29 protein-coding genes are annotated in these 26,184 nt (G+C 70.3%); 13 read left to right on the forward strand and 16 right to left on the reverse strand.

The genetic code is table 11. The annotated features are described in order from the left end of the window. Nucleotide 1: 1 nt before the first annotated feature. On the reverse strand, nucleotides 2-535 hold the full coding sequence (locus Q0C38_RS07785; protein WP_291296507.1) for a UGSC family (seleno)protein: 534 nt from the start codon (nucleotides 533-535) through the stop codon (nucleotides 2-4). Beyond that, nucleotides 532-1,947 carry a hypothetical protein gene (locus Q0C38_RS07790; RefSeq protein WP_291296508.1) on the reverse strand — a complete coding sequence of 472 codons (1,416 nt, stop codon included), beginning with the start codon at nucleotides 1,945-1,947 and terminating at the stop codon, nucleotides 532-534. The genes Q0C38_RS07785 and Q0C38_RS07790 overlap by 4 nt, the downstream gene beginning before the upstream one ends. Nucleotides 1,948-1,969: 22 nt before the next feature. Between Q0C38_RS07790 and Q0C38_RS07795 the strand changes: the two genes are divergently transcribed. The 6 genes from Q0C38_RS07795 (at nucleotide 1,970) to Q0C38_RS07820 (ending at nucleotide 8,007) form a co-directional block, all read left to right on the forward strand. Next, a complete protein-coding gene (locus Q0C38_RS07795) occupies nucleotides 1,970-2,626 on the forward strand; it encodes a GntR family transcriptional regulator (protein ID WP_291296509.1) in 657 nt (218 codons plus the stop codon). Nucleotides 2,627-2,729: 103 nt separating this feature from the next. Further along, nucleotides 2,730-3,722, forward strand: coding sequence for an ABC transporter ATP-binding protein (locus Q0C38_RS07800; RefSeq protein ID WP_291296510.1), 993 nt, complete (start codon nucleotides 2,730-2,732; stop codon nucleotides 3,720-3,722). Between the two features lie 2 nt (nucleotides 3,723-3,724). Beyond that, a complete protein-coding gene (locus Q0C38_RS07805; RefSeq protein ID WP_291296511.1) occupies nucleotides 3,725-4,459 on the forward strand; it encodes an ABC transporter permease subunit in 735 nt (244 codons plus the stop codon). Between the two features lies 1 nt (nucleotide 4,460). Continuing rightward, a complete protein-coding gene (locus Q0C38_RS07810; RefSeq protein ID WP_291296512.1) occupies nucleotides 4,461-6,422 on the forward strand; it encodes a Gldg family protein in 1,962 nt (653 codons plus the stop codon). A 46-nt stretch (nucleotides 6,423-6,468) separates the two neighbouring features. Further along, nucleotides 6,469-7,554 (forward strand): DUF4340 domain-containing protein, encoded by a 1,086-nt coding sequence (locus tag Q0C38_RS07815; protein ID WP_291296513.1) that lies wholly within the window; start codon nucleotides 6,469-6,471, stop codon nucleotides 7,552-7,554. 3 nt (nucleotides 7,555-7,557) lie between these two features. Further along, nucleotides 7,558-8,007, forward strand: a complete 450-nt coding sequence (locus Q0C38_RS07820; RefSeq protein WP_291296514.1) for an NUDIX hydrolase — start codon at nucleotides 7,558-7,560, stop codon at nucleotides 8,005-8,007. A gap of 101 nt (nucleotides 8,008-8,108) precedes the next feature. Here Q0C38_RS07820 and Q0C38_RS07825 read toward each other — a convergent pair whose 3' ends face one another. Both Q0C38_RS07825 and Q0C38_RS07830 read right to left on the reverse strand, forming a co-directional pair. Further along, nucleotides 8,109-8,765 carry an outer membrane beta-barrel protein gene (locus Q0C38_RS07825; protein WP_291296515.1) on the reverse strand — a complete coding sequence of 219 codons (657 nt, stop codon included), beginning with the start codon at nucleotides 8,763-8,765 and terminating at the stop codon, nucleotides 8,109-8,111. 127 nt (nucleotides 8,766-8,892) lie between these two features. Then, a complete protein-coding gene (locus tag Q0C38_RS07830) occupies nucleotides 8,893-9,591 on the reverse strand; it encodes a LytTR family DNA-binding domain-containing protein (protein ID WP_291296516.1) in 699 nt (232 codons plus the stop codon). Nucleotides 9,592-10,052: 461 nt separating this feature from the next. Between Q0C38_RS07830 and Q0C38_RS07835 the strand changes: the two genes are divergently transcribed. Next, nucleotides 10,053-10,364: a hypothetical protein gene (locus Q0C38_RS07835; protein WP_291296517.1), complete on the forward strand. Its 312-nt coding sequence runs from the start codon at nucleotides 10,053-10,055 to the stop codon at nucleotides 10,362-10,364. 28 nt (nucleotides 10,365-10,392) lie between these two features. Here the strand turns inward: Q0C38_RS07835 and Q0C38_RS07840 are convergent, their stop codons facing one another. The 5 genes from Q0C38_RS07840 to Q0C38_RS07860 all read right to left on the reverse strand — a co-directional run bounded on the left by Q0C38_RS07840 (nucleotide 10,393) and on the right by Q0C38_RS07860 (nucleotide 14,854). Next, a complete protein-coding gene (locus Q0C38_RS07840) occupies nucleotides 10,393-11,877 on the reverse strand; it encodes a sigma-54 dependent transcriptional regulator (protein ID WP_291296518.1) in 1,485 nt (494 codons plus the stop codon). A gap of 13 nt (nucleotides 11,878-11,890) precedes the next feature. After that, nucleotides 11,891-12,193 (reverse strand): hypothetical protein, encoded by a 303-nt coding sequence (locus tag Q0C38_RS07845; protein WP_291296519.1) that lies wholly within the window; start codon nucleotides 12,191-12,193, stop codon nucleotides 11,891-11,893. A gap of 30 nt (nucleotides 12,194-12,223) precedes the next feature. Then, on the reverse strand, nucleotides 12,224-13,249 hold the full coding sequence (msrP, locus tag Q0C38_RS07850; RefSeq protein WP_291296520.1) for a protein-methionine-sulfoxide reductase catalytic subunit MsrP: 1,026 nt from the start codon (nucleotides 13,247-13,249) through the stop codon (nucleotides 12,224-12,226). Nucleotides 13,250-13,327: 78 nt separating this feature from the next. Continuing rightward, the gene (locus Q0C38_RS07855) at nucleotides 13,328-13,717 is read right to left on the reverse strand and encodes a hypothetical protein (RefSeq protein ID WP_291296521.1); all 390 of its coding nucleotides are present in this window, start codon (nucleotides 13,715-13,717) and stop codon (nucleotides 13,328-13,330) included. Nucleotides 13,718-13,759: 42 nt separating this feature from the next. Then, nucleotides 13,760-14,854 carry an isocitrate/isopropylmalate dehydrogenase family protein gene (locus Q0C38_RS07860; protein WP_291296522.1) on the reverse strand — a complete coding sequence of 365 codons (1,095 nt, stop codon included), beginning with the start codon at nucleotides 14,852-14,854 and terminating at the stop codon, nucleotides 13,760-13,762. Nucleotides 14,855-14,910: 56 nt separating this feature from the next. Between Q0C38_RS07860 and Q0C38_RS07865 the strand changes: the two genes are divergently transcribed. The 5 genes from Q0C38_RS07865 (at nucleotide 14,911) to Q0C38_RS07885 (ending at nucleotide 19,820) form a co-directional block, all read left to right on the forward strand. Further along, nucleotides 14,911-15,696 carry an N-acyl homoserine lactonase family protein gene (locus Q0C38_RS07865; protein WP_291296523.1) on the forward strand — a complete coding sequence of 262 codons (786 nt, stop codon included), beginning with the start codon at nucleotides 14,911-14,913 and terminating at the stop codon, nucleotides 15,694-15,696. Nucleotides 15,697-15,848: 152 nt separating this feature from the next. Further along, on the forward strand, nucleotides 15,849-16,235 hold the full coding sequence (locus Q0C38_RS07870; RefSeq protein WP_291296524.1) for an Hpt domain-containing protein: 387 nt from the start codon (nucleotides 15,849-15,851) through the stop codon (nucleotides 16,233-16,235). Continuing rightward, on the forward strand, nucleotides 16,232-17,500 hold the full coding sequence (locus Q0C38_RS07875) for an EAL domain-containing protein (RefSeq protein ID WP_291296525.1): 1,269 nt from the start codon (nucleotides 16,232-16,234) through the stop codon (nucleotides 17,498-17,500). The genes Q0C38_RS07870 and Q0C38_RS07875 overlap by 4 nt, the downstream gene beginning before the upstream one ends. 4 nt (nucleotides 17,501-17,504) lie before the next feature. Further along, nucleotides 17,505-18,020: an oxidoreductase gene (locus Q0C38_RS07880; RefSeq protein ID WP_291296526.1), complete on the forward strand. Its 516-nt coding sequence runs from the start codon at nucleotides 17,505-17,507 to the stop codon at nucleotides 18,018-18,020. Between the two features lie 33 nt (nucleotides 18,021-18,053). Next, nucleotides 18,054-19,820: an ATP-binding protein gene (locus Q0C38_RS07885; protein WP_291296527.1), complete on the forward strand. Its 1,767-nt coding sequence runs from the start codon at nucleotides 18,054-18,056 to the stop codon at nucleotides 19,818-19,820. Nucleotides 19,821-19,915: 95 nt separating this feature from the next. Here the strand turns inward: Q0C38_RS07885 and Q0C38_RS07890 are convergent, their stop codons facing one another. Together Q0C38_RS07890 and Q0C38_RS07895 are read right to left on the reverse strand one after the other, a co-directional pair. After that, the gene (locus Q0C38_RS07890; RefSeq protein ID WP_291296528.1) at nucleotides 19,916-20,380 is read right to left on the reverse strand and encodes a PRC-barrel domain-containing protein; all 465 of its coding nucleotides are present in this window, start codon (nucleotides 20,378-20,380) and stop codon (nucleotides 19,916-19,918) included. A 131-nt stretch (nucleotides 20,381-20,511) separates the two neighbouring features. Then, a complete protein-coding gene (locus tag Q0C38_RS07895; RefSeq protein WP_291296529.1) occupies nucleotides 20,512-21,246 on the reverse strand; it encodes a Crp/Fnr family transcriptional regulator in 735 nt (244 codons plus the stop codon). 104 nt (nucleotides 21,247-21,350) lie between these two features. Here Q0C38_RS07895 and Q0C38_RS07900 point away from each other — a divergent pair, with 104 nt between their 5' ends. Beyond that, nucleotides 21,351-22,235: a sensor histidine kinase gene (locus Q0C38_RS07900; protein ID WP_291296530.1), complete on the forward strand. Its 885-nt coding sequence runs from the start codon at nucleotides 21,351-21,353 to the stop codon at nucleotides 22,233-22,235. Nucleotides 22,236-22,244: 9 nt separating this feature from the next. On the opposite strand, the gene Q0C38_RS07905 is transcribed toward Q0C38_RS07900, so the two are convergent. From Q0C38_RS07905 to Q0C38_RS07925, 5 genes are all read right to left on the reverse strand, one after another. Then, entirely contained in the window at nucleotides 22,245-22,631 is a 387-nt protein-coding gene (locus Q0C38_RS07905) for a hypothetical protein (RefSeq protein WP_291296531.1), read from the reverse strand. Between the two features lie 12 nt (nucleotides 22,632-22,643). Further along, entirely contained in the window at nucleotides 22,644-22,907 is a 264-nt protein-coding gene (locus tag Q0C38_RS07910; RefSeq protein WP_291296532.1) for a glycine zipper domain-containing protein, read from the reverse strand. A gap of 254 nt (nucleotides 22,908-23,161) precedes the next feature. Continuing rightward, entirely contained in the window at nucleotides 23,162-24,916 is a 1,755-nt protein-coding gene (locus Q0C38_RS07915; protein ID WP_291296533.1) for a sensor histidine kinase, read from the reverse strand. Nucleotides 24,917-25,051: 135 nt separating this feature from the next. Then, nucleotides 25,052-25,246: a NepR family anti-sigma factor gene (locus tag Q0C38_RS07920; RefSeq protein WP_291296534.1), complete on the reverse strand. Its 195-nt coding sequence runs from the start codon at nucleotides 25,244-25,246 to the stop codon at nucleotides 25,052-25,054. A gap of 21 nt (nucleotides 25,247-25,267) precedes the next feature. Then, entirely contained in the window at nucleotides 25,268-25,855 is a 588-nt protein-coding gene (locus tag Q0C38_RS07925; RefSeq protein WP_408870020.1) for a sigma-70 family RNA polymerase sigma factor, read from the reverse strand. Nucleotides 25,856-26,184 lie beyond the last annotated feature (329 nt).

Genomic DNA, 26,184 nt, shown 5'->3' on the forward strand with positions numbered 1-26,184 from the left:
CTCACTCTGCCGCCACGACGCCGAGGGCGGCAAGCACGCCCGGCAACGCTGCCTCTGCCATCGCGTGCAGTTCCACCGTCGTGCGGTTCTGCACCGGGTGGGCGACGACGACGGACGCCCCCGCAAAGCCGATCGCCCGTGTCTGGCCCGCGAAGGCCTCCACGAAGGCCTCCGTGATGACGTTGACGCCGGGGATGCCACGGCGATCGAGGTCGTTGAGGTCATGCGTCGAGCAGGAGGTGCAGGAGCCGCAATCGGACAGTGCGATCACCACCGCGCTGCAGGTGGTGGCGATCTCCTGAAGCGTCTCGACCGGTGCGGTGCGCGTGTTGGTGGGCTTGCGGAAGCGGCGCGTGGCGATGGCGCGTTCCGTCAGCAGCATGGCGAGGCGGTCGATGAACTCGTCGCCGCGCATCTTGCCGATATCCAGCAGCGCGACGGTGACGCCGGCAAGGGAAGCAGGCGGGGCGACGCGTGGGCGCATCGCCCCGCTCGCCTCGGCCGTCGGGTCACGCAGCGTGATGCCATCGCTCATGCAACGATCTCCCGTGTCACGGGCTGGCTCTCGTGGCGGAACCGCCCGCCTGTCCAGCCGGCGCAGATTGCGGAGTAGAGGCCGGCGGCACCGCCGGCGCGGACGACGAGAAGCCCCTCCGGCCAGAACTTGTCGACCATGTCCTCGGCCCGCGCTGTCGCCATCCCCTCGCCCACCCCGCCGGCACCCGCGACGAGGTCGCGGCCGGGGCGGCGCAGGGCCGCACGCAACGCCCCTTCCACCTCGCCCCGCCCCCAGCCGGCGTTGCGGAAGATGGCATGATGTTCCGGGGCCAGCACGAGAATGGCGTTGAAGAACTCGCAGAGCTTCCAATGCCCGACAGCGAGCAGCGAGAGGGCCAGGGAGCGGGCGAGTTCATCGGCCGTGCGGCTCCTCCAGTCGATCACGCCCTGGATGCCCTCGCCCTGGAACAGCGTCACCGCACTGCGGCCCGGAGCAATGCCGCGGGCCTGCGCGAGGGGCTGCCAGGTCGGATCATCCTCGGCCTCGGCGAAGCAGAAGCCCACCTTGTGGGGGCCGCCGAGCGTCGCCTGGTCGATGCCACCCGGAACCGCGCCGCCGACGTTGCGGATGATGAGGTTGAGCGCGCGGCCGATCGTGGCGTTGGCGCGGTTGCCCTGGCCGAGCGCGTTCGCCCCGCTGTTCATCCCGATGCGGCGCGCGATCGGCCCGTTCACCACGATCACGGGCGCGGAGAAGCAGGTGGAGCAGGTGACGCCATGCAGCGTGAACACCGGCTCGAGCGCCGCCTCGAGCGCGGCGAGCAGGACGGGCATGTATTCGGGCCGGCAACCCGCCATCACCGCGTTGATCGCCACCTTCTCGACCGTGCACGGCACGAGGTTGGGCGGGATGCTGCCGACAATCTCGTTTGGCAACCGTTTCGTTCCGGCGAGCATGCGCAGGATGCGCGCGTCCGTCGGCGGCACGACGGGAAGCCCATCGCTCCACCCCCGGTCGAAGCACGCCTCTGCGTCATCGTCCCAGGCGCCGAGCGGGATGGCGCGCGCGGCGAGGAGGGCTGGGCCGAAGCGGGCGGCGAGCGCCTCGTGCACGAAGGGCTCGCGCGTCTTCGATCCGCAGCCAGGCTGGAACGGCGGCAGGCCTGGGCCGAGGTCAGGCTGGCCGGTCAGCTCTTCCCACGCCGCACGGTCCCAGCCCTCGGCCTTCGCGCCGTCGTCGCGGACGACAGTTGGCACCGTCTCGACATCGGCGAGGAAGGAGGCGCGGAGGGATGTGTCATCCTCCGCCCCGAGGCTGGCGTAGAATCCGGGATCGTCCTGGACCCACGCGATCAGCGCCAGGCCGCGGGCGCGGAGCTCGGCGATGACGGGAGCAACGGCCTGGCAGGTGGCGCAGTCGCGCTTGAGGAAGACAGTGAAGTGGCTCATAGCGATATGCTAGTATATTAGTATGATAAATGTCGATCCGCCCCAAGGCCCCCTCAAGCGGAGCCTCGCGGACGCGATCCGCTCCCTGATCGCCGACGGCACGCTCGGCCTCGGCGCGCGCATCTCGGACAAGGCGCTGGCGGCGGAGCTCGGCGTCAGCCGCACCCCCGTGCGCGAGGCGCTGCTCGCCCTCGTGGGGGAAGGGCTCGTCACCGTCCGCCCGCAATCGGGCAGCTTCGTCTTCCGGCCTGATGCTGACGAGATCGCCGCGCTCTGCGCCTTCCGGTCGCTGCTCGAAACAGGCGCCGTCAGGCTCGCGCCTGGGCCGGATACGCTGGCCGCGACCCTCGCCGGGCTTTGCGACGGGGCTGACGCAGCGCTCACGGTGGGCGATCTCGCGGCCTGCGAGACGGCCGATACCGCATTCCATGGGGCGATCGTCACCGCCTCGGCCAATCCGGACCTCATCGGCGCGCATCGCGGCATTGCCGCGCGGGTGCGCGCGCTGCGCCACACCCTGCCGGCCACGCGCGGGCGCATCGCCGCCGCCAACGCCGCGCACCGGGCGATCGCTTCTGCCCTGGCGTCAGGCGAGCGCGAGCGGGCGGCAGCGCTGCTCGCCGCCCATGTCGAGGGCGTGGCGCGGCTTCTCGGCGCCCCGCCGATCCGCACGCCTTGACCGGACGGCAACCGCATGGTCATTCGCCCGGCTTCTTGATCGTGCGGCCGGGCGTTTCCACATCCGCCGCCAAACGCGGGTTTCGACGGGGAGACTGGGCCGCATGGCGGCGATGATCGAGGTCGAACGGCTGACGAAACGCTTCGGGCCCGTGCTCGCGGTCGACGACGTGTCGATGGCCGTCGCGCGCGGCGAGGTGCTGGGCTTTCTCGGCCCCAACGGGGCCGGCAAGTCCACGACCATGAAGATGATCGCGGGCTTCCTCACGCCCACCGCCGGCACGGCCCGCCTCTGCGGCCATGACGTGCTGGCGGAACCGCTCGCGGTGAAGCGGCGCCTCGGCTACCTGCCGGAAGGGGCACCGACCTACCCCGACATGACCGTGCTCGCCTTCCTGCAATGGGTCGCGTCCATCCGCGGCTTCTCGGGAGCGGAGAAGCGGCGCCGTGTCGAGAAGGCGATGGGTGCGACCAGCCTCGGCGACGTCATCTACTACCCGATCGAGGCGCTCTCGAAGGGGTTCAAGCGCCGCGTCGGGCTTGCCCAGGCGCTCCTGCACGACCCCGAGGTGCTGGTGCTCGACGAGCCGACCGATGGCCTCGACCCGAACCAGAAGCACGAGGTGCGCGCGCTCATCACCGCCATGGCGGCCGAGAAGGCGATTGTGATCTCGACCCACATCCTCGAGGAGGTGGAGGCGATCTGCACCCGCGCGGTGGTGATCGCGCGCGGGCGCCTGGTCGCCGATGCTGCGCCCGCCTCGCTCGCCGCACGCTCGCGCTGGCACAATGCCGTGACCGTGCGCGTGCTGCCCGACCAGCGCGTCGCCGCCATCGCCGCACTCGCCCGCCTCGATGCCGTCGATGGCGTCGAGGCCGATGACCACCCGGTCGACGGACTTCTCGCGATCAGCGCCCTGCCGGTCGCCGGCAGGCCGGTCGAGGGGGCGGTGCGCGATGCGCTGGCCGCCGCCGGCATCGCACCGCGCGACCTGCGCATCGAGAAGGGCAGGCTCGACGAAGTGTTCCGCGCGATTACCAGCGGCAAGGCGGGCACCAGCGGCAAGGCTCCAGCACCGACGAGCGAGGCGGCCTGACCATGCACGTTCTCCTCGCCGTCACGCGGCGCGAGCTCGCCGCCTACTTCGCCACCCCGGTGGCCTATGTGTTCATCGTCATCTTCCTGGTGATGCTGGGCGCGCTGACCTTCTCCGTCGGCAGCTTCTTCGAGCGCGGCCAGGCCGACCTCGCGCCGTTCTTCACCTTCCACCCGTGGCTCTACCTGCTGCTCATCCCCGCCATCACCATGCGCCTCTGGGCGGAGGAACGGCGGACGGGAACGATCGAGCTCCTCCTCACCCTGCCGGTGGCGATGTGGCAGGCCGTGCTCGGCAAGTTCCTCGCGGCGTGGGCGTTCACCGCCATCGCGCTCGCGCTCACCTTCCCCTTCGTCATCGTCGTCAACATCCTCGGCGCGCCCGACAACGGCGTCATCCTCGCGGGCTACGCAGGCTCGCTGCTGATCGCCGGCTGCTATCTCGCGGTGGGGGCGGCCGTGTCTGCGTTGACGCGGAACCAGGTGATCGCCTTCGTGCTGGCCACCGCTGCCTGCTTCGTGTTCACCGTGTTCGGCAGCCCCGTCGTCGCCGGCTTCGTGGCCGATGCGGTACCCGCCGGGGTGCTGGAAGGGGCGCGGCGGATAAGCCTCATCGGGCGGTATGACAGCATCACCCGCGGCGTGATTGCCGTGCGTGACCTCGTGTTCTTCGCGACCTTCATCGGCTTCTGGCTCTACGCCAACGCGGTGATCGTCGAGCTCAAGAAGGTCGGCTGAGATGGCAGCTGCAACCGTGACGGCAGCGAAAGCGCCGCCGCGCCGCCTCTACGGTGCCGTGGGCATCATCGCCGCCCTCGTGCTCGCCATCGGCGTGAACGTGCTGGCCGACCGGTTCCTCGGCCGCTACCGGATCGACCTGACCGAACAGCGCCTCTACACGCTGTCGGACGGCACCCGAAGCGTTCTGGCCGGCATCGATGAGCCGATCACCCTCCGCTTCTACTATTCGCAGCGCCTCGGCCGGGAGATTCCCGTCTATGCGGGGTTCGCGACCCGCGTGCGCGAGTTCCTCAGCGAATACGCCGCGCTCGCCGACGGCAAGCTCAGGCTCGAATTCTACGAGCCGGAGCCGTTCTCGGAGGTGGAGGATCGCGCGCTCGCCTTCGGGCTGCAGGGCGTGCCGGTCGATCAGTCGGGCGAGCAGGTCTATTTCGGCCTCGCCGGGTCAAACACGCTGGATGACGAGAGGATCATCGCCTTCTTCCAGCCCGAGCGGGAACGCTTCCTCGAGGCCGACCTGACCCGCCTCGTCTACGAGCTCTCCAACCCCCGCCGCCCCACCGTCGGCGTCATGACGTCGCTGCCGATCAACGGCGAGATGCGCGGCCCCGGCGGCCGCCCCACCCCGCCCTGGGTGGTGATGGCCCAGATGCGGCAGTTCCTCACAGTGAAGGACGTCGCCCTCGATGCCGCCGAGGTCCCCGCCGACATCGACGTGCTGATGGTCGCCCATCCGCAAGGCATCGGGCCGCAGACGGAATACGCGATCGACCAGTTCGTGATGCGTGGCGGCAAGCTGCTGCTGATGGTCGACCCGCATTCCGAGGCGCAGGCCTTCCGCCCCGACCCGCGCGGCCGGCCGCAGACCGAGACGGCGTCTGACCTCAAGCGCCTGCTCGAGGCCTGGGGCATCGTCTACGACAAGGACAAGGTGGCCGGTGACCTGCGCGGCGCCTTCCGCGTCCGCGCCGGGCCGCAGGACCGTGTGCAGGCGGTCGACTACGTCGCCTGGTTCGCAGCCTCGGGCCCCGGCCAGATCAGCCGCACCGACGTGGTGACGGGTGAGCTGAACCAGGTCGCCTTCGGCTCGGCTGGGTTCATCAGCCGCCGCGAGGGTGCCACCATCGCCTTCGAGCCGCTGGTCACTACCAGCACCGAGGCAGCCGCGATCGATGCGGCGAGCGTGCGCACCGATCCGAACCCGTCGGCCATCCTCGCTGCCTTCCGGCCTGGCGGCACGGCGCTGACGCTCGCTGCCCGCGTGCGCGGCGAGCTCCGCTCCGCCTTCCCCGACGGCCCGCCCGCAGCTGAGGCAGGCCAGGAGGCGCCGGCCCGCACCCAGGCCCACAGGGCGCGGAGCGTGGGCAACGCCAACCTCGTCGTGATCGCCGATGCCGATGTGCTCGAGGACCGGTTCTGGGTGCGCGTGCAGGATTTCTTCGGCCAGCAGGTGGCACAGCCGACGGCAGACAACGGCGCGCTGGTCATCAACACGCTCGACAACCTCGCGGGCTCGGATGCGCTGATCGGGCTGCGCAGCCGCGGCGAGAGCCGCCGGCCGTTCGAGCTGGTCGACGGCATGCGCCGGCAGGCGGAAGCCGCCTACCGCTCGCGCGAGCAGGCGCTGACCAAGCGGCTCGAGGAGACCGAGCGGAAGCTCCGCGAGCTTCGCCAGGGCGGGGCGACGGCAGCGGAGCGCGGCCGGGCCGAAGCGGTGCTGACGGCGGAACAGCGCGCGGCGATCGACCAGGCGCGGGCCGACATCGTCACGACGCGGCAGGAGCTTCGCGCCGTGCAGCGTGAGCTTCGCCGCGACATCGAGGGGCTGGAGAGGACGGTGAAGATCGCCACCATCGTCGCCGTTCCCGTCGTCGTGTCGCTCGTCGCGATCCTGCTCGGCCTCTGGCGCGTACGCCGGCGTGCAAGGCGGGCGGAGGAGCCGCTCGCGGCGGCCGCATGAGGGTGCGATCTGCGATGCGGAATGCAATGCGTAACGGAGGCGGGCGATGACACGGCGCGGCGTCCTCATGCTCGGGGCTGGGGCTGCGATCGTCGCGGCTGGGGCGGTCGCCGTCGTCATGACCGGCGAGACGACGCGCACCGAAGCCGCGCTGATCGGCCAGCCGGTGTTCCCCGGCGTCGCCGCCCGCCTCGCCGAGGCGCGGACGGTCGAGATCCGGAAAGCAGACGCGACCCTGTCGCTCACCCGCGCCGAGGACGGCACCTGGGGGCTGGCCGATCGCGGCGGCTTCCCCGTCCGCGCCGACCGCGTGCGCGAGCTCTTCGCTGGGCTTGGCGAGCTTCGGCTGATCGAGGAGCGCACGGGCAACCCTGAGCTCTTCTCCCGCCTCGGCCTCGAGGACGTGACGGTCGCCGGCGGCACCAGCCAGCTCCTCACCGTGAAGGACGGCCAGGGCCGGGTGATTGCCGAGGCGATCCTCGGGCGTCGGCGCATCCGCACCGCCGGCAACCTGCCGGAGGCGATCTATATCCGCCGGCCGGGCGAGAACCGGACATTCCTCGCCGAAGGCCAGCTGCGCACCGACACCGACCCGATGCTCTGGGTCGAGCGCGAGGTGCTGGACATCAAGCGCCAGCGCATCGCCTCCGCCACCGCCCACCGCGCCGGCGAGGACGCCGTGACGGTCGTGCGCGACACCCCAGCCGCCGAGCAGGCCACGATGGCCGACATGCCCGAGGGGTTCAGGCCTGACCAGGGCAAGATCGACGATCTTCCCCGCGCGCTGGAGTGGATGACGTTCAACGACGTCCGCCCCGCCGCCGCCGTCGCTGCCGGCACCCCGACCGGAGAGGCGCGGTTCGCGAGCTTCGACGGCCTTACCCTGACGCTGCGCATCGTCACGGCGGACGACAAGCGCTGGGCGCTCGTCTCGGCCGGCTGGGAGGACAAGGGCCCGCGGTCGGAGGGTGCACCGCCCGAGGTCAGGACGCCCGAGGAGGCCCGCGCGGAAGCCGAAGCGCTCACCCGCCGCCACGCCCCCTGGGCCTACCAGCTCGTCGACTGGAAGACCGACATCCTGCTGCTCCGCCGCGAGGACATGCAGGCGCCGCCGCCGCGCGACCCGTCCTAGCCTGTGTCCTCCGGCAGGGAGTATCCGGTCCACCCGCGCGTCGGCGTCGGCGTCATCCTGTTCCGGGGCTCCTCCGTCCTGCTGATCCGCCGCGGCACGCCGCCGCGCGTCGGCGAATGGTCTCTCCCCGGCGGCGGGCAGGAGCTTGGCGAGACGGTCGAGGAGACCGCCAGGCGCGAGATCGCCGAGGAGACGGGGCTCGGCATCGCCGGCCCCCTCACCCTCGTCGACGTGGTCGATGCCATCACCCGCGACGAGGCAGGGCGGGTGCGGTTCCACTACACGCTGGTCGATTTCGCAGGCTTGGCGGGTCCGGGCGAGCCCGTCGCGGGGGGGGACTGCGCCGGCGTTGCGTGGACGCCGCTCACCGCGCTGCCCGGGCTCGGCCTCTGGGAGAGGACGGAGGCCGTGATCATGAAGGCCTCCGCCATGCTGCGGCACGGCGAGAGCTAGAGCACGTTCCGATCGTGTGGGTTCACATGATCGGACGGGCCTCCCTTGGACGGGGCCATGGGAACCAGCGCCTCTCCGCGTCGCAGCATGGGTCCTGGACATCAGAACCGGTAGCCCAGCCCCAGGAGCACGTCGACGCTGGCATAGCCGGCTTCGAGGGTTCTGCCGGCCTGCCCGGCGAGCTTGGGCGTTCCGGCGCTGAAGTAGCGGACTTCGCTGCTGACAACCCATTTCCTGGTCAGCTCCCAGTTCAACCCACTCCGAACCTGGAACGCAAAGCGACCGCTGTCGCTGAATTCACTCGGACCGGTCCCACCCTTGAGGTCGAAATCGATCTCCTCGATGACGCCGAGCCCCACCCCGGCGAACGGACGCAGGCGCCGCCCCAGGCCGACATTCCACCCATCGAGCTGGTACGTGACATTCGCCATGACGGCGAGCGAGGCGTAGTCGCCTCCCGTGCCAAGTGCTGGATTGCCGAAGCTGGAGACACCGCCGGAGCGATAGGCCAGCTCGATTTCAGCGCTGATGTTCCGCGTCACCTCGTAGCCGAGCGCCCCGCCCAAGGCGAAGCCGGGATCGAAGCTGACGCTGCCCGACCCGGCGCCCGACAGGGTCGCGGTGTCATCGCGCAGGAACGACCCGCCGCCGAACAGCCTGATGTAGACCCCATCCGTCCAGCTTTGCGCCGCGCTCGGGGCGGCCGCCATCGTCAGAATCAGTGCGGACAGTGCGGCAAGGGTGATGGCATTTCGCATATTCGTGAACTCCTCGCGTCCCAGAAGCGCCGCGTCGTGGCGCAGGCCGGATCAGGGGAGCGGCGCCGGAGGACGGCAACGGCGAATGCACGAGCGGACGGCTTGCCTGCACGAACGGTCGATGCGGTCAGGCAGCGGAGGACGCTGTCTCGAAAGCGACCTTGAACGCGGCCCGGTTGGCGCGGCTGACCGGCAGGCTGAGGCCGGTATCGAGAACGCAGAACGTCTTGCCGTCCTTCTGCGCGAGCTCTACGACATGCGCGAGCGCGACCCAGTGCGAGCGATGGATCTGGAAACCGCGGTGGGGTGCGAGCGCCTCCACCGCGCGCCCGAAAGCCATGAAGATCAGGGCGTCACCCTGAACCGTGTAGACGCGCAGGTAGTGCAGCTCCGCCGTCAGGGCAACGATGTCCCGCCCCAGCCGGGGGGGAACCCGTTCCCACAGTTCCTGAAGGATGTCGGGATCGCGTTGGGCCGCTGGTGGGGTCGCATCCTCTTGCCGCCGTTCCGTCACCTGGTGGTCCGTGGCCGCCACCGGCGGCGTGGCCTCCTGGCGGAGGTGAACCAGCCTCGGTGCATTCAAGAGACCCCAGATGAGCCAGAGCGGCGGCGCCAACGCGGCGAATTCCTGCGCCAGGGCGCGCACGAGGCTGGGATCATCGACCAGCGTCGCGCTCAGGAACGCAAACAGCCTGTCGAGACCAAGCGCGACGGGGGTGAACAGCACGGCGCCGAGAAGACCTGCCAGCGCGACTTGCACGAACGGCGGGGCGCGACCCAGCCATCGGCTGCTTGTGATGGCAAGCTGGGCGACCGACAGCAGCACCAGCGCCCCGGCATTGTGGGCGGCCCAGAAGGCAAGGCGCGGCAGGAAGCCGAGGCCCTGCGACGATGCCGGCTCAAGGGCGGTGAATGCGAGTGTCAGCGTGAGGCCGGCAACGGCGAGGAAACCGATCCAGGAGCTGCGAGGATCAAGAAACGACATGCGACAGTGGTCCCATCATCTGGACCGGCTCGGAACACCAAGCATGTCCTTGTCCCCGAGGCCTCGGGGAGGTCCTGGTATCGCAGCCCACGCAAGGGACACAATGAACGATCCCGCAGGCCATCCCGCTCTGGGATCGGACACGCGTTGTGATTGAAAAATCAGCCTCCTTGCTCTCGGTCAAGTAGCAAGCTCCAGCTTGCACGGCGCTTGCATCCCCTGCCGCAGACTTACGGGGTCCCGCTGCGAAGAGAGAGCATCGCCCACCCATGGCCAGCGTTCAGTTCCTTGCCCGTGCCGCGATGACCGACGCCTCGCGCGACGAGGCGGCCGAGCGCGAGGCAGCGCGCGCGGCGCTGTTCTCCGCCGAATTGCTGCGGCGGGTGGATGCGATGGCGCGCGCGATCGAGGTCGATGCCCTGGAGGCCGTGGTGTCGGAGGCGAATGCGATCGCCACGGGTGCGATGGTGCTCGGCCTCGGGGCGCTGGCGGAGGATGCCGGGCGGATCGAGCGCGCCGCGCGGCAGGACAATCGTGGCCTTCTCTCGCTTGCCTTCGTCGCGCTGCAGAGCGGCCTGCACGACACGCTGGCGATGCTGCGCCGCCGCGGCTGAACGACGCTTTTATCGCAAATACAGAAGCTTACTGGGCGATGCTTCCGGGCGTTCCCTCGCCCTTCTCCCAGCCCATGCGCTTGCGATAGAGCGTCGAGGGAGAGACGCCGAGGGCAGCAGCCGCCTGCGCGATGTTGCCGCCGCAGGCGACGATCGCTGCCTCGATCGCCTCGCGCTCGATCTCGGCCAGCGTCCTGATGCCTGCCCGTAGCCGGGGGGCGGCGGGCGGCTCCGGCTGGCTCGGCGGTCGGACGGCGCCTGCCCGGCTCGCGCGAAGCTGGGCGGGCAGCATCGCTGCCTCCAGCGTCTCGGCATCGTTCAGCACCACGGCCGTGCGGATCGCGTTCTCGAGCTCGCGCACGTTCCCCGGCCACGGATGCGCCAGGAGCACCGCCCGCGCCTCCGCCCCGATCGCCGTGAAGCGCTTGCCCTCCTCGGCGGCGAAGCGCGCGAGGAAGCGGTCGGCGAGCATCAGGATGTCCTCGCCACGCTCGCGCAGGGGGGGCAGCTCGATCGGCACGACATGCAGGCGGTAGTAGAGGTCCTCGCGGAACCGCCCTGCCTTCACCTCGCCCATCGGGTCGCGGTTCGTGGCGCAGACGAAGCGCACGTCCACCTGCTCGAGCTTGGTGGCGCCCACGCGCTGGAACGTGCCGGTCTGGATGAAGCGCAGCAGCTTGCCCTGCAGGCCGAGGTCCATCTCGCAGATCTCGTCGAGGAAGAGCGTGCCGCCGGCGGCCTGGGCGGCGGCGCCAGCACGGTCAGCCACGGCACCGGTGAAGGCGCCGCGGACATGGCCGAACACCTCGCTCTCGATCAGCTCGCGCGGGATGGCCGCGCAGTTGATCGCCACGAACGGCCCATCCCGCCGCGGCGACATGCGGTGCACCGCCTCCGCCGCGAGTTCCTTGCCCGTGCCGCTCTCGCCGCTGATGAACACCGTGGCCCTGCTGGCCGCCGCGTTGTCGATGATGCGGTAGACGGCCTGCATCGCAGGGGCGGCACCGATGAAGCCGCCATAGGCGCTGCGCTCCGCCGCATCGCGGAGCGAGGCCACCTCGCGCGCCAGCCGCGCCCGCTCGAGCACGTTGCCGAGCGTGACGAGAAGCCGCTCCTGCTGGAACGGCTTGACCAGGAAATCGGCCGCCCCTGCCTGCATGGCAGCGACCGCGGTGGCAACGGAGCCATTGGCGGTGATCACGATCACCGGCGGCGCACGCTCACCCGTCCTGATCTCGCTCGACCTGATCTCGCCCGACCTGATCTCGCCCGACCTGATCTCGCCCGACCTGATCTCGCCCGACCTGATCTCGCGCAGGAGGTCAAGCCCGTCGGCGTCGGGCAGGCGAAGGTCGAGCAGCACCGCGTCCGCCCCGCCCTCGGCCAGCGCCGCACGCGCCTCGGCCGCCGTCGCCGCATGGGCGAGCGACCAGGGCGCATCACGGAGGTAGGAGCGGTAGAGCTCCGCCAGCGCGCGCGTATCCTCGACGAGAAGAACCCTCTCCCCCGTCACGTCGCCGGCTCATTCATCGTGAGCGTGGCCTCAACCAGAGCAGCGCGAGGCCCAGCCCGCCCAGGATGGGCCACGCAGGCTGTTCGAGCAGCGGCTGGAGAACGTCGTCCCATAGCCACGGGGCGACGTGCCGCTGCACCCCTGCCTGGGTCATGTTCAGGAGAGCCGGGTCGAGTTCGAACGCCACCTGGCCGAGCGGGATGAAGCTGTGCGTGCCGGCGGCGAGCGCCATTGCCTCGCGCGCTGCCGGCCACAGCGCGAGCGCCAGGAAGCAAAGCCCGAGCACGCCAAGAAAAAGCCGAAAAAACAACCGCATGGAACGTACTTCTGACCTTCCGCGCCAGGTTCAGGCGAACAGCCGCTCGCGCGTCAACCCGGTGTAGAGGCCCGCCACCTGCTCGCCATAGCCGTTCCAGATCAGCGTCGGCCGCCGCTCGCCGGTGCCCAGCATCCGCTCCGTCGCCTGGCTCCAGCGCGGGTGTGACACCTCGGGGTTCACGTTCGCCCAGAACCCGTACTCGGAGGGCTGCAGCTTCTCCCAGTAGCCGACGGGCCGCTCCGCCAGGAAGCTGATGCGGGTGATGGATTTCGGCTGCTTGAAGCCGTATTTCCAGGGGGTTATCGGCCGGATCGGCGCACCCATCTGCGGCGGCAGCGGCTTGCCGTAGACGCCGGTCGCTATGAAGGCGAGCTCGTTGGTGCATTCGTCGAGCGTGAACGCATCGCGGTACGGCCAGGGATACCAGGTCTGGCGGAAGCCAGGGGCGATGGCCGGGTTCTGGAACGTCTCGAACTGGACGTATTTCGCTCCCGCCTGCGGCTCGGCCCAGGCGATCAGCGCGGCGAGGGGGAACCCGGTCCAGGGCACCGCCATCGCCCAGGCCTCGACGCAGCGGAAGCGGTAGACGCGCTCCTCGAGCGGGAAGGTCTTGAGCAGCGTGTCGATGTCGGCGGTCTTGGTCTTGGCGACGAGGCCGTCGACCGTCAGCGTCCAGGGCCGCGTCTCGAGGCGCTGGGCGGCCTGCCAGATGCCCTTGTGGCTGCCGAACTCATAGAAGTTGTTGTAGGTGATCGCCTCCCGCGCCTCGGTGATCGGGCGGTCGAGGGTGAAGCGCTCGGTCCGTGCTGCGGGGTAGAGGCCCTTCGAGGGGTCATTGCCCACCTGGGCGTCCCACCAGCCGATCGGGTCACGCCCCTGCGCGAGTGCAGCGTAGCCGCCGGCACCGGCCAGCGCCGCCACCGCGGCGCCGCCGCCGAACAGCGCGCGGCGCGAGAGACCACCCCGTTTCGCCGCGGAATGGGCGAGCACGGCCTCCTCCGGTGTCACGGCGCTCTCGGGCATCTGCCAGGGCTTGCGGCGGTGGATCGGCATGGCGGGGACTCCTTCGGCGTTCCTGATAGTGTGACTTCGATATGGGGCAGTGGAAGGTGTCGTCACGCCATCGTGGCCTCAGCGCTTCGGCCGCGGCTCATCGTCCGGCGGCGGCGGTGCTGCGCCCGGCGTCGTCTCGGGCGCGACCGGCAGGAGCTGGAACCCCTGCACGCGCAGGCAGAAGGCGGTGAGCTCCTGCGTGCGCTGGCTGATCGCCATGCTGCTCCAGCCGGGGCTCCACCCCATGCCATAGCCCCAGCCTGGCGCACGCCCCCGCCCCCAGACCATGCCGTAGGAGGGCCAGGTGCCCATGAACGCCGTGCGCTGCGCCTCGCGCGCCGCCTCGGCCCTGCAGGCGTTGATCAGTTCCTCCGACGGCCGCTCGCCCGTCTCGGGCCGCTGCCAGGCATAGGGCGTGGTGGCGCAGGCACCCAGGGCGAGCAGGAGGAGGAGGGATGGCACGCGCATGCAGGCCATGTGAGCAGCCCCGCATGGCGCCGCAATGGCAGATCACGCTGCCGCCAGCGCCTCGCCCACCGCCGTCGCAACCGCCGCGGTGCCGGCCGCCCCGCCATGCTCAGCCGTCACCAGCTGGCCGGGTGCGAAGGCGGCATCGACCGCCGCGCGCAACAGCCCGCCCGCCCGCGCCGCCCGCGCGCTGCCATGCCGCTCGCCGAGCCATTCGAGCATCATCGCGCCCGAGAGGATCATCGCCGTGGGGTTGGCCAGGCCGCGGCCGGCAATGTCCGGTGCGCTGCCGTGGCAGGGCTGGAACACCGCGTGCTCGTCGCCGATGTCGGCCGAGGGGGCGTAGCCGAGCCCACCCATCAGCCCGGCGCCGAGATCGGAGAGGATGTCGCCGAACATGTTCTCGGTCGGCAGCACGTCGAGCTCCCACGGCCGGCGGACGAAATCGAGCGCCATCGCGTCGACATAGGCGTGGGCTGCGCGCACGTCGGGGTGGGCGGCCGCGCGCTCGTCGAACACGCGGCGGAAGAAGGCGAAGGAGGTGAAGACATTCGCCTTGTCGACGCAGGTGACGAGGTTCCTGCCCCCCTTGTCGCGGCGGGAACGCGCCAGCGCGAAGGCGAAGTCGAACAGCCGCTCCGACACCGCGCGGGTGATCACCATCGTGTCGGACGCCCGCGCATCGTTCTCCACGGTGCCCCGGCCGCGGCTGGCGAACAGCCCCTCGGTCGATTCGCGGAGGACGACGAAATCCATCTCCCGCGCACGCGGGTCAGCCAGCGGGATGCGCACGCCCGGGATCGGCTTCACCGGCCTGACGCCGGCATAGAGGCCGAGGTCAAAGCGAAGGTCGAGCTGGGGCGCGATCTCGGTGCCGTCCGGGTAGCGGATCGCCGGGTCGCCCATGGCGGCGAGCAGGATGGCATCGGCGGCCCTCGCCGCCGCCATGGTCGCGGCGGGCAGGGCGGCACCGGTGTCGCGCCAGCAGACCGCGCCCGCCGGCAGGGTCTCGTGGCTGAGCGTGAGCCCGCCCGCCCGGGCGCAGGCGGCGTCCAGCAGCGCCAGCGTCGGCGCCATCACCTCGTGTCCGATGCCGTCGCCAGGCAGCACCGCGATGCGGAACGTTTCGATGGTCATGCACTCCCCGTGGGCTAAGCTCGCGGCATAGTTAAACCACGAACCGGGAGCACGCCATGTGGGAGGTCTTCGCGCTGGCCTATGCCGAGAACACCGCGCGGCGACGGCGCAACCATTTCTTCCCGCCCGATCCCGCGCATGACACGCCGCACCCGCTCACCTTCTTCGTCTGGGCGGCGCGGCACGCGGGCACCGGCAAGGCCGTTGTGTTCGACACGGGCTTCCCGGCCGATCGCGCCCCGGCGCATGGCCACACCTGGCTGCGTTCGCCCGCCGAGGCGCTCGCCCTCGTCGGCATCGATGCAGCGTCGGTCGAGGATGTCGTCATCACGCACCTGCACTACGACCACGCCGGCGGCCATGCCGCCTTCCCCGCCGCGCGCTTCCATATCCAGGACGCCGAGATGGCCTATGCGACAGGCCGTTGCATGTGCCACCCGCATCTCCGCCGCCCCTTCCTGGCGGAGGATGTCTCTGCCCTCGTCCACCGCGTGTTCGAGGACCGGGTGGTGTTCCACGATGGCGACGACGAGCCCTGGCCCGGCATCCGCCTGCTGCGCATCGGCGGGCATTCGGCCGGGCTGATGGCAGCGCGGATCGAGACCGCCTCCGGCCCCATCGTGCTCGCCTCCGATGCCGCGCATTTCGACGAGACGCTGACCGGAAACCCCTACCCGATCGTGCATGACATGCGCGCCGTGCTCGAAGGCCACCGGCGGCTCATCGGCGAGGCCGGGGGCGATCGGCGCCGGGTCGTGCCGGGCCATGACCCGGCGGTGCTCGTCCGCTTTCCCTCGGCCGGCCCGGGGCTCGACGGCATCGGCGTGCGTCTCGCGCCGTGACGCGCATTCCCCGTCGGCACGCCCTGGTGAGCACCCACTGACAACCACGCGGGGCTGACCGCCACCGTTGCGCATACGCGGGGCTGTCTCGCTTTACCCTTCCGCAATCGCGACGTGGCTCAGTGGCGCATCTGAACGCCACGGAGCGCGACATGCCCCGCCCTGCAGAGGCAGGCGTCACCCATTCCCAGCCCGCAGAGCATGTCCTCGATCCGGCCATGCTGGCGGAGCTTGGCGAAGAGCTGGGCGAAGCCGGACTCGCACGCCTGTTTGCCATCTTCGAGCACGATTTCGCCCTCCGCCTCGCCGCGCTGCGGGACGCGACGCATGCGGGTGACGGCGAGGCGAGCATGCGCCTCTGCCACGCCATGTCGGGTGCTGCTGCCTCGGTCGGGGCCGCTGCGCTGGCCGCGCGGGTGCGCGAGGGGCTCGCCGGCCCGATCGGCGAAGCCGATCTCGCCGCGATTGCCGTCGAGGCAGCCCGCGTCGTTGCCGCGGTCGGCACCTGGCGGCGTACGCGCTTCGGCGCCGTGGCGTGACGCAGCCCTGGAAGGAGGGCACGGCGACACCATTGGCGGGGCACCGCGTGGTGATCGTCGAGGACGATCGCACCATGGCGATGGTGGCGGAGAGCATCTGCCGCAAGCTCGGCGCACGCACCACCGTCGTCTGCGCCGACGGGGCTGCGGCGGCGGAAGCGCTGGCCGCGCCAGGCGAGGCGACGGACATCGTCCTGCTCGACATGATGCTCGGCGCGGGTGACGGCATTGCCGCGCTGCGGGGCCTCGATGCCACGCGCCTGACGGCGGAGATCATTCCAGTCAGCGCGTCGGACCCGCGCGTGCTTGATGCCGCCGTCAGGCTGCTCGCCGGCCGCGGCTTCAGGGTCCACTCCCCCATCGCCAAGCCGTTGACGGCAGACAAGCTTGCCCGCGCGCTCGATGCCGCCCCGCACCACTGCACCCTTGGCCACGCCGCCGAGGGGCAGCCAAGCGCGGAGCGCCTTGCCGCCGCGATCGCGGCTGACGAGATCGTTCCCTGGTTTCAGCCGCAACGCTGCGCGCGAACCGGCAGGATCATTTCCGTCGAGGTGCTCGCGCGCTGGGCCGATGCCGATCGCGGGCTGCTCACGCCCGCGTGGTTCATTCCCGGCCTGGAACAGTCAGGCCTGATCGCGCCGATGACCGAGCGCCTGCTCGACCAGGCAGCTTCGGCGCTCGCCCGGCTTGGCGCCGCGGCGCTGCCGCTCGGCCTCTCGATCAACATTTCCGCCCCCACGCTCGCCGACCCCGACCTGCCCGAGAGGCTCGAGGCAATCATCACCGCGCATGGGCTGGCCCCGCGGCAGGTGACCTTCGAGATCACCGAGAGCGCGGTGCTCGCCAACCCGCTGCTCCTGCTCGAGGGAACGGCACGGCTCAGGCTGCACGGGTTCGGGCTGGCGATCGACGATTTCGGCACGGGTTGGTCGTCGCTGGATCAGCTGCGCACGCTTCCCTTCACCGAACTCAAGATCGACCGCTCCTTCGTCTCCGGTGCGCCTGCCGATCCAGCACGCCGCGTGATCCTCGCCAGCACGGTGACGATGGCGCACGGGCTTGGCCTCACCGTCGTCGCCGAGGGCGTGGAAACGGAAGCCGAGCGTACGCTGCTTGCCGCACTCGGTGTCGACCTGATCCAGGGCTGGCTCTCCGGCCGGCCCACCGACGCCGATGCGCTCGCCGCCCTGCTCGATGCGGAGCGGGCGTCCCAGCGCCACTCGGCCCCACACACGCGACCAGATGGCCCATCAGAAAGGACCTGACCCGATGATGCTCACCCGACGCGCCGCGATTGCCGCCGCAGCCGCCATCGTTGCTACGCCGCACGCGTCGGCCGAGGCCTCGCTGCCACAGCCGACGGGACCCGTTGTGCTCACGCTCGGCGGTAACGTCAGGGCCACCAACGCCGCAGGTGCGGCCCGCTTCGACCGCGCGATGCTCGATGCGCTGCCGCAGACGGGCTTCGTGACCGGCTCACCCTGGACGGACAAGCCCGTCCGTTTCGACGGCATCTCGGGGGCAGCGCTCGTCGATGCCGTAGGCGCCCATGGCCGCGAGGCGACGGCAACGGCGCTGAACGACTACAAGGTCACCATCCCCTTCACCGATTTCGCCGCAGGCGGCCTGCTCGTCGCCTCGCGCATCGATGGCGAGGTGCTGCCCATCCGCGCACGCGGGCCGCTCTGGATCGTGTACCCGTTCGACATCAACCAGCGCTTCCGGGCCGAGCTGTTCTATGCACGCTCGATCTGGCAGCTCAGGAGCATCGTCTTCTCCGGCTGAGGAAGCAGGGACCGACGACGGCGGCTGCAGCGCATGCCAAGCGCAAGGCGGTTCAGGACGGCCAGCTTCGCCGCTGCCCTGCTCCTGCTCGGTGTCGCGCTGTCTGCCGTTGCTGCCGTCATGGACTGGCAGGAGCGGCACGAGGCCGCCTTCTCGCACCCCTACGACAACGCCCAGTGGCTGGTCTTCCAAGGCGCCTACGAAACGTTCCGCCTGCATGACGCGCTCGATGCGCACGAGGCCGCCGCGAACGCGGATGACATCATCCTTCGCCACGAGATCTTCCAGAGCCGTGTCATTGCGCTTCAGAATTCGGCCGTCGGCAAGCTGCTCGCCTCCGACGCCGAGGCAGCGGCGCTGCTGTCCGGGATCGCCGCGCGGGCAGCGCTGATCGACGGCCGTGTGCAGCCAGGCGACCTCGCAGATCCAGCATTGCGCGAGGCGCTCGCCGCCGAGCTTGCCGGCGTCATCGCGCTGTTCAACCGCACGGCGATGCGTGCGATCCACATCGCGGCGTACATGCGGACACGCGATCTCGTCGCGCTGCGCACGAGCCAGACGATGGTCTCCGACATCTTCCTCGTCGCCGCTGCCTCGGCACTCGGCCTGTTCGCCATCGTCACGGTGCAGCTGCGCCGCATCGACGAGGAGCGCGCGCGGGCGGAAGCGGCGTCGAAGACGAAGAGCGCGTTCCTCGCGACGATGAGCCATGAGCTCCGCACGCCGCTCAACGGCGTGATCGGCACGCTCGACCTCCTCGCTGACGACGCGATGCCGCAGGCAAGCCGCGCCCGCGTCGCCATCGCGCGGCGATCCGCCGACCTGCTGCTCGCAATCATCGGCGACGTGCTGGACATGGCCAAGCTCGAGGAAGGCCGCGTGACGATCGACCGCGTCGTGTTCCCGCTCGCGCGCGTGGTCGAGGAGGTGCGCGAGACCTTCGCCGCCATCGCCGCGATCAGGGGCGTCGGGCTCTCGGTGAATCTGGCGCCCGAGGCCGATGCCTGGTTCAAGGGCGACCCGGTACGACTCAGGCAGATCCTGTCGAACCTCGTCTCCAATGCCCTGAAGTTCACCGAGGCGGGCAGCGTCACTGTCACCGCCCAGGTGACCGATGCCGGCGATGCGGCGCGCCTGACGCTGTCGGTGGCCGACACCGGCATCGGCATTCCCGCCGCGGCCCTCGCGCGCCTCGGCAGGCGCTTCGAGCAGGCCGATGCCACGATCGCGCGCCGCTATGGCGGCACGGGGCTCGGGCTTGCGATCGTTCGTGCGCTGGCCGAGGCGATGGGCGGTGGGCTTGCGATCGCGTCGACCGAGGGGAAGGGCAGCGAGATCACCGTGACCTGCCTGCTCGTGCGCGCCGAGGCGCCGGCGCAACGCGAACCGCCGCTTCCGGCTGTGCCTGCCGGCATTCTCGTGTTGCTGGCGGAGGACAACGCGGTGAACCAGATCACCGCCACCGCGATGATCGAGCGGTTCGGTGCACGCGTCGACGTGGCCGTCAACGGCGCCGAGGCGGTGCGCCGCGCCGCGACCCAATGCTACGACATGATCCTGATGGACATGCAGATGCCCGAGCTCGACGGCATCGAGGCGACGCGCGCCATCCGCGCAGGACACTCCGCCTCGGCGCGATCGCCGATCGTTGCGCTGACCGCGAGCGCGTTCACCGAGGATGTCGAGCGTTGCCGCGCGGCGGGGATGGACGGCTACCTCACCAAGCCGCTGCGCAAGCGCGCGCTCGCAGAAGTGCTGGCGACGGTCGCACCGCCCCGCGCCGGGCGCGACGCGGCCTGATTGCGGAAGCCGTCGGCGCCGGCCGCATCGCAACGATGCGGCCGGCGCCAGTCGTTGCTCAGTCAGGCGTCATCCGGCCGTCGTCATCCAGTGCGTCAGCCACGGTCAGCAAAGCGGAATTCCGGCAGCGCCTGCAGGCCTTCCTTCGTGGCACCCGCCATCACGAACCGCTCGCGCGAGGCATCCCAGCGCAGGTCGTTCAGCGGCACGGACACGAGCTTCGCGCCGATGCCGAGGAACCCACCGACCGAGACGACGGCGGTCAGCGGCATGGGCGTCTCGCCGATCAGCATGTCGTCGATCGTGCCGATGCTCTCGTTCCGCTCGTTGTAGACGGTGGCACCGATCACGGTGCTCGCGCGCCGCACGCCGACAGGCTGCACCGTCGTTCCGCCCGGCATGTTCGTGCCGGAAAGGTTGGTGCCCACCGTGCCGTCGATCGCGCGCGTCGCCGCCGTGCCGGGCGGGTTCTGCTGCGCGGGCGTCATCGGGCTGGTCGATGACTGGCCGCTGGCGAGCATTGGTGCGGCAAACAGGCCTGCCGCTGCAATCATCGACATCAAAGGAAGGCGCTTGGTCATTGGAATTCTCCATTCATCTCGTACGGCCGCCAACAGAGCGCCGCTTGCATGATGAACGCCAGGAACCCGGCAAGGTTGCGTCTCGGCACGAAGGCCCCGGAGCAACGCCCTCAGAACAATGGGCGCGGCGGTGCGGGCTGTTCCCAGTACTGCGCGACGCGGCGCAACCCGCGCAGATCGCCGAGCACGAGGCGCCCGCCGGCCGTGTCGGCGAGGCCGGCGCGCCTGAGGCGCTGCAGCGTGCGGTTCGTATGCACGACGGAAAGCCCAAGCGTGTCGGCGATGTGGGCCTGTGTCAGCGGGAACGGCACTGATCCGCCATCGAGCAGGCCGGACGCGACAGCACGCTTGTAGAGATGCACGAGCAGGGCAGCGACCCGTTCGAGCGCGGTGCGGCGGCCGATCGAGAGGATCGCATCGTCGACCAGCCGCTCCTCATGCGCGGCAAGCCAGGTGAGGTCGAGCGCGAGCGCGGGATGGACGCGGAACACCGACCACACCATGTCGCGCGCGAAGACGCAGAGCGACACGTCGGTCAGTGCCTCGACGCCATGCGCCATCGCGTCGAGCAGTTCCGCCTGCAGGCCGATGATGTCGCCGGGCAGCAGGATGTTCAGGATCTGCCGCCTTCCGTCGGGCAGCGACTTGTAGCGGAACGCCCAGCCCGCGAGCAGGGTGTAGATGCGATCATCCGCCCCGCCTTCGCTGATCACGCCCGCGCCCGCCCGAACGCGCAGCTGCCCGACCTTGCGCCGCGCGATGAAGGCGAGCTCGCCTTCGCGCGCCGGCTTGAAGCCCGGAAGCGGCCTCAGCGTGCAGAGGGTACAGGGAAGCGGCTTGTCCATCGAACGACCGGGCTCGGGTGGCGTCCAGGCTCTGCACGCATGGCAGCGGACCCTATCACAGGTTAATGCGCAACCGCGGCGGCAGCGCTACGCAGAAGCCCACGATGACGAACAACGACACGATGCTCGATCCCTCGACGATGCCGGCCGTGTTCCGCGCGGGCGACGGCCTCGTCATGCTCGCCTCCGGGCTCGTCGCTGCCGGGGCGGTGGTGGCGGCTGCACACGGCGTGGGGCAGGTGGGAGAGGAGCTCTCCTCGCCGATGCTGCTTGCGCTCATTGCGGCCGGCTTCGTTGCGGGCGTGCAATTTCCGCTCCTCGCGCGGCTGGTGCTCATGGTCCGCCGCGCGCGGGCCGATACCTGCCGCCTCGCCGCCAAGCTTCGCGCCGAGCGCGCGATGTTCCATGATCTGCAGCACCAGGTGGCGAATGCCACGCAGTTCGCGGGAAGCCTTCTCTCGCTCGCCGCCTCGCGGGTGCGTGACCGCGATGATGCGCAAGCCGCGCTCGAGGACGCCGCCGCGCGCCTGGCCGCGATGGCCGCGATCCACCGCCGCCTGCACGACCCGGCGCTTGCCGACCGCAGGCTCGGCGAGACATTGGCCGCACTCGCGCGTGATCTGCTGGCGGTGCAGGGCCGGCAGGACATCGCGCTCTCAGCCACGGTCACCGAGGACCTGCCGACGCTCGGCCTCGGCCACATCTCAGCGATCGCAAGCATCGTGGTCGAGGCCGTGACGAACGCGGTGAAGCATGCCTTCGTCGATCGCGAAGGCGGCAGGCTCGAGATCTCGCTCCACCGTGGCGCAGGGACCCTCCTCCTCGCCATCGTCGACGATGGGCCAGGCCCTCGCGCGGAAGCCCCCGATCCGACCAGTCTCGGCCTTGCGGTGATGGAGGCGATGGCGGCTCGGCTAGGGGGGCGCTTCATGCTTGAGCGGGCGGCCGGGGGTGGTGCTGCGGTGCGGGTCGTTTTTCCGGCCCCATGATCCAGCCCGTCAGCGCCGGCGGATGACCGCGAGCGCGGTGTCCGCCAGGAGCGCGCCGGCGCTGATGAGGGGCGCGCGCGCCACGTCGCGTATCGCCCGCCTGAGCAGCGCACGCCGCAGCGCGGCCGCTTCCTCCACGACCGGGTCATAACGCGTGCGCGCAATGAACGCGAGCAGGAGCGCGACGACGGCATCGGCCACCGCGATGGCGAGTGCCGCCGTCACCAAGCCCAGGCTCGGCACAAGTGCGTGCCACGCCGCGACGTGGAGGAGGGCGATCGCGGCGACGCCGAACCCCGCGGCCCCGGCGCGCCAGGCGAAGGCACGCGCCTGGATGGAGAAGGCACGCTTCAGCCTGATCGCCTCCGCCTCGGCTGCGAGGCTGACCAGCCCCACCGCGCGCACGGCTCAGCGCCGGGTCAGCAGGGCAAGCACGAAGCCGACGGCAATCGCGGTGCCGATCGCAGCCAGCGGCTGCGCGCGCACCGCGTCACTCACACGCGTCGACTGGTGGCGCACACCTTCCACCGCACTGTGGGCCAGGTCCTCCGCCTGCCCGGCGAGCGAAGCCACGGCGGGCGTCACCCGGTCTTCCATCAGCGTCTCGACCTTCTCGCGCAGCTTCGCGATCTCGTGCTCCGCGGTGCTGGCGGCAGAATTCTGGCTGGCCATGGTCACACTCCCTTTGCAGCTGTCCTGCTCAAGGAACGCGTGCGGCTGGCGAAGGTTGCGACGCCAGCCAGGACGGTGTCGGGGCAACCGCCACAGGCGGCAGGCGTTGGGTTGGCGGGTGCCGCTTCCCGCGGCGAAGCAAGGAGACCGCAACCATGCGATCAATCTTTCTCTACTTCCTCGGCGTTCCGGTGGTGCTGATCATCCTCCTGAACCTCTTCGGCGTGCTCTGAACACGCGGCCGGGAGGCCCGCTCAGGCCTCCCGCTTCGGAACATCCCCGCGTTCCTCGGCCTGAGGGTCCGGCAGCGGAAACACGACCTTGAGCACGGTTCCCCGCACGCCATCGAGCGGGGAGATCGACAGCGTTCCACCCAGCTGCGCCGCAAAGGCCTCGATCAGCTGCGTGCCCAGGCCCACCGTTTCATGCCCATCCACCGGTACGCTGAACACCTCCCCGCTGCGGCCCACGCCGTCATCGGCGATGACGAGCGATGCCATCCCGCCATCCAGGTTCACCGCAACACGCACGGTGCCACCCTCGTTGAAGGCAAACTTGAGCGCATTCGTGACGGCCTCGGTCACGACGAGCGCCAGTGGCACCACGACATCGCTCGGCAGCACGACCTCGGGCGCCTCGACGAGCAGCCTGATCGGACTCCCCCCGCCACCATTTCTGATCCCGAACGAATCGAGGAGGTGATCGCACAGCTCGGTGAGGAACGGCAGGAGCGAGATCCGTTCGGGATCGTCATGGAGATAGAGGTGCCGGTGCAGCGTCGAGAGCGTGCGCACGCGCTCGCCCGCGACCTTCAGCTCCTGCCGTACCGCAGGGTCGGTCGCCCGGCCGGCATGCAGGCTGAGCAGGCTCGCGACGATCTGGAGGTTGTTCTTCACCCGGTGGTGGATCTCGGCAAAGATCAGGTCGCGCTGCGCCACCGCCTGGCTCAGCCCCCTCTCGCGCTCGAGGAGCGCTCTTGTCGCATCGGCGTAGGCGAGCGCGACATCGCGCACCTCCTGCGGCGCGCCCGAGAGGTCGCCCGGATCGAACGGCCCCGCCCCTTCCCGCCAGGCACGGATGCGCAGCGACACGCTCCGCAGCGGCTTGGTTACCGAGAGGTGCAGGCCGGCCAGCACCGCCGCGAAGCTGACCGCAAGCAGCAGCCCCGCCTCGCCGGAGCGGCGCAGCAGGGCCGCGTCCGGCCCCTCCATCCAACCGCGCGCCCCGGCAGCAACGACCAGCCTGAGATCATCGCGCAACGCGATCGCGGTATAGCGCCTGACGACCCCGCCTACCCCCCGGCCTTCGATTTCCGCGCGATCGACCTGCATGAGCGCCGCGAGCGTTGCTGCATCCGGAAGCGCGGCGGGCGCGGCCCCGCTGGTGACGCCGAGCGTGGTTCCCACCTCGTCGACCAGCCAGGCATCCACGCCATCGCGCAACGTATTGCGGCGCCCGTGCCGCGCAAGCATCTCCGTGCCGAGGCCGAGCACGATGGCATCGATCGACCCATCCGCCTGCGGCATCGGCACGCCGAGCGAAATGATCGGAAGGCCGGTAATCGGTCCAAGCCGGAAACGCCCGACAACGGGGCTCTTGCCGCTGACGATCTCACGGAAGGCAGCGGCCTCCGCGAACAGCAGGCCACGCGGCCCGGGGCCGTGGCTGCTGCACCGCACGCGCCCCGCCGAATCGAGCACGACGACGACCGTGTAGGCGTGCCGCGCCGCACCGTGGGTCCGCGCGAGCAGGGCATCGCAACGGTCGGCGTCATCGTCGAAGTCGACGAGGACCTGGGCCAGCGTTACGAGCGTCTGTTCGGCGCCTGCAATGACCTGGTCGATGCTTCCGGCAATGGCCTCGGCGGACAGCCTGAGCCTGTCCCCCTCCTGGTGCTTGGCCGCCCGATAGCTCTCGACAGCCCCGATGATTGCGAGGACGAGGATGGGAAGCGCTGCCAGCAGGAAGAAGGCGGCGACACGTCCACGTACGGAGCGGAACAGCTCCATTCGATCCCTCTGATCAGTGCGAGGAGGCGCCAAGCGCGGTCATCACCGCATCGCACGTTGCCGTGACGCTCTCGTCAGGCGAACCCGTCAGGCGAACTCGTCAGGCTGCCTCCTGCCGGGGAGGACCTGCTCCGGTCACTTCTTCCGGTCGGCCTCGATGAGGCGGCGCAAGGCCTCCGGCACCGGCTCCTGCGCGACGCCGTCATACATGGCGCGCAAGCCACGCTCGAGCCACAGGTCGAACGCCGCTTCCGGCTTCGCACGGCGTTCGCGGCGCACTGGGCGTTCTGTCGGCATCGCCTTGTCGTCCGGCCCGCCCTGGTCGTCCATCGTGCCTCTCGGCCCTCGCCGCTACACCGCGCTCATGTCGGTGCACACGGCCTCTGCTTCGCCTCGCGAAGAGTTTACGCGCCGAGGCGATGCAAGCCAACGATCGTTTCGCGGCGCAGTCGAGATTCGCACCCGGGCTTCGCGCCCAGCGCGCCGGTCCCGGCCGAGCCCATCATCCCCCATCACGCTCTCGTTACCCAGCAGCATCGTCTGCAGTGTCCGCCGGGCGCGAAACACGCGCGCCTTCACGGTGCCAACGGCACAGCCCATCGCCGCGGCGATCTCCTCGCAGGACATGTTCTGCACCGTCAGCAGCACCAGCGCCTCGCGCTGGTCGGATGGCAGCCGCGCGAGGGCGGCGGAAAGTTCGCTAAGCACCAGTCGCTCCTCCGCCCCGCCGGAGCGGGCGAGGGCGTCACCCGGTGCATCCTCGATCGAGACCGTGGGGCGGCGGCGGCGCATGTCGGAAATGAAGGTATTGCGGAGGATGCGATGCAACCAGCCATGGAAATTCGTGCCCGGCTCGAAGCTCCCGCGCGCGGCCAGGGCCTTGGCCACGGCATCCTGCACGAGGTCATCAGCCGCGGCGCGGTTGCGGGTCAACGCCATCGCCTGCACGCGAAGCCGCGGCAGTGCCGCGATCAGGTCATCGTGGAAGCCGTCGTCCGGAGAAGCAGCCCTGGCGGTGGCCAGGGGTGTGGCGAGGGATGTCGCGCTCGTGCGGTCGGGCATCTTGTCACTCCTTCACGGCATCATCGATCGCTGCATCACCTGCGACCAGGCACTCCGGCCGTTCAGCAAATCGGCCTCCCCTAAATGGGTTGGGCGAACGTCTTCCTGTGCCGTCTACAATCACTACGCATGGCGGGTGCGAATGGTTGCGAGAAAAAATATCGGCCCCGCATGCAACCAGTGCCTCCTTGGCGCGTTTACGGCGC

The sequence above is a fragment of the Elioraea sp. genome (genome assembly GCF_022842375.1).
Taxonomy (GTDB): Bacteria; Pseudomonadota; Alphaproteobacteria; order Acetobacterales; family Acetobacteraceae; genus Elioraea_A.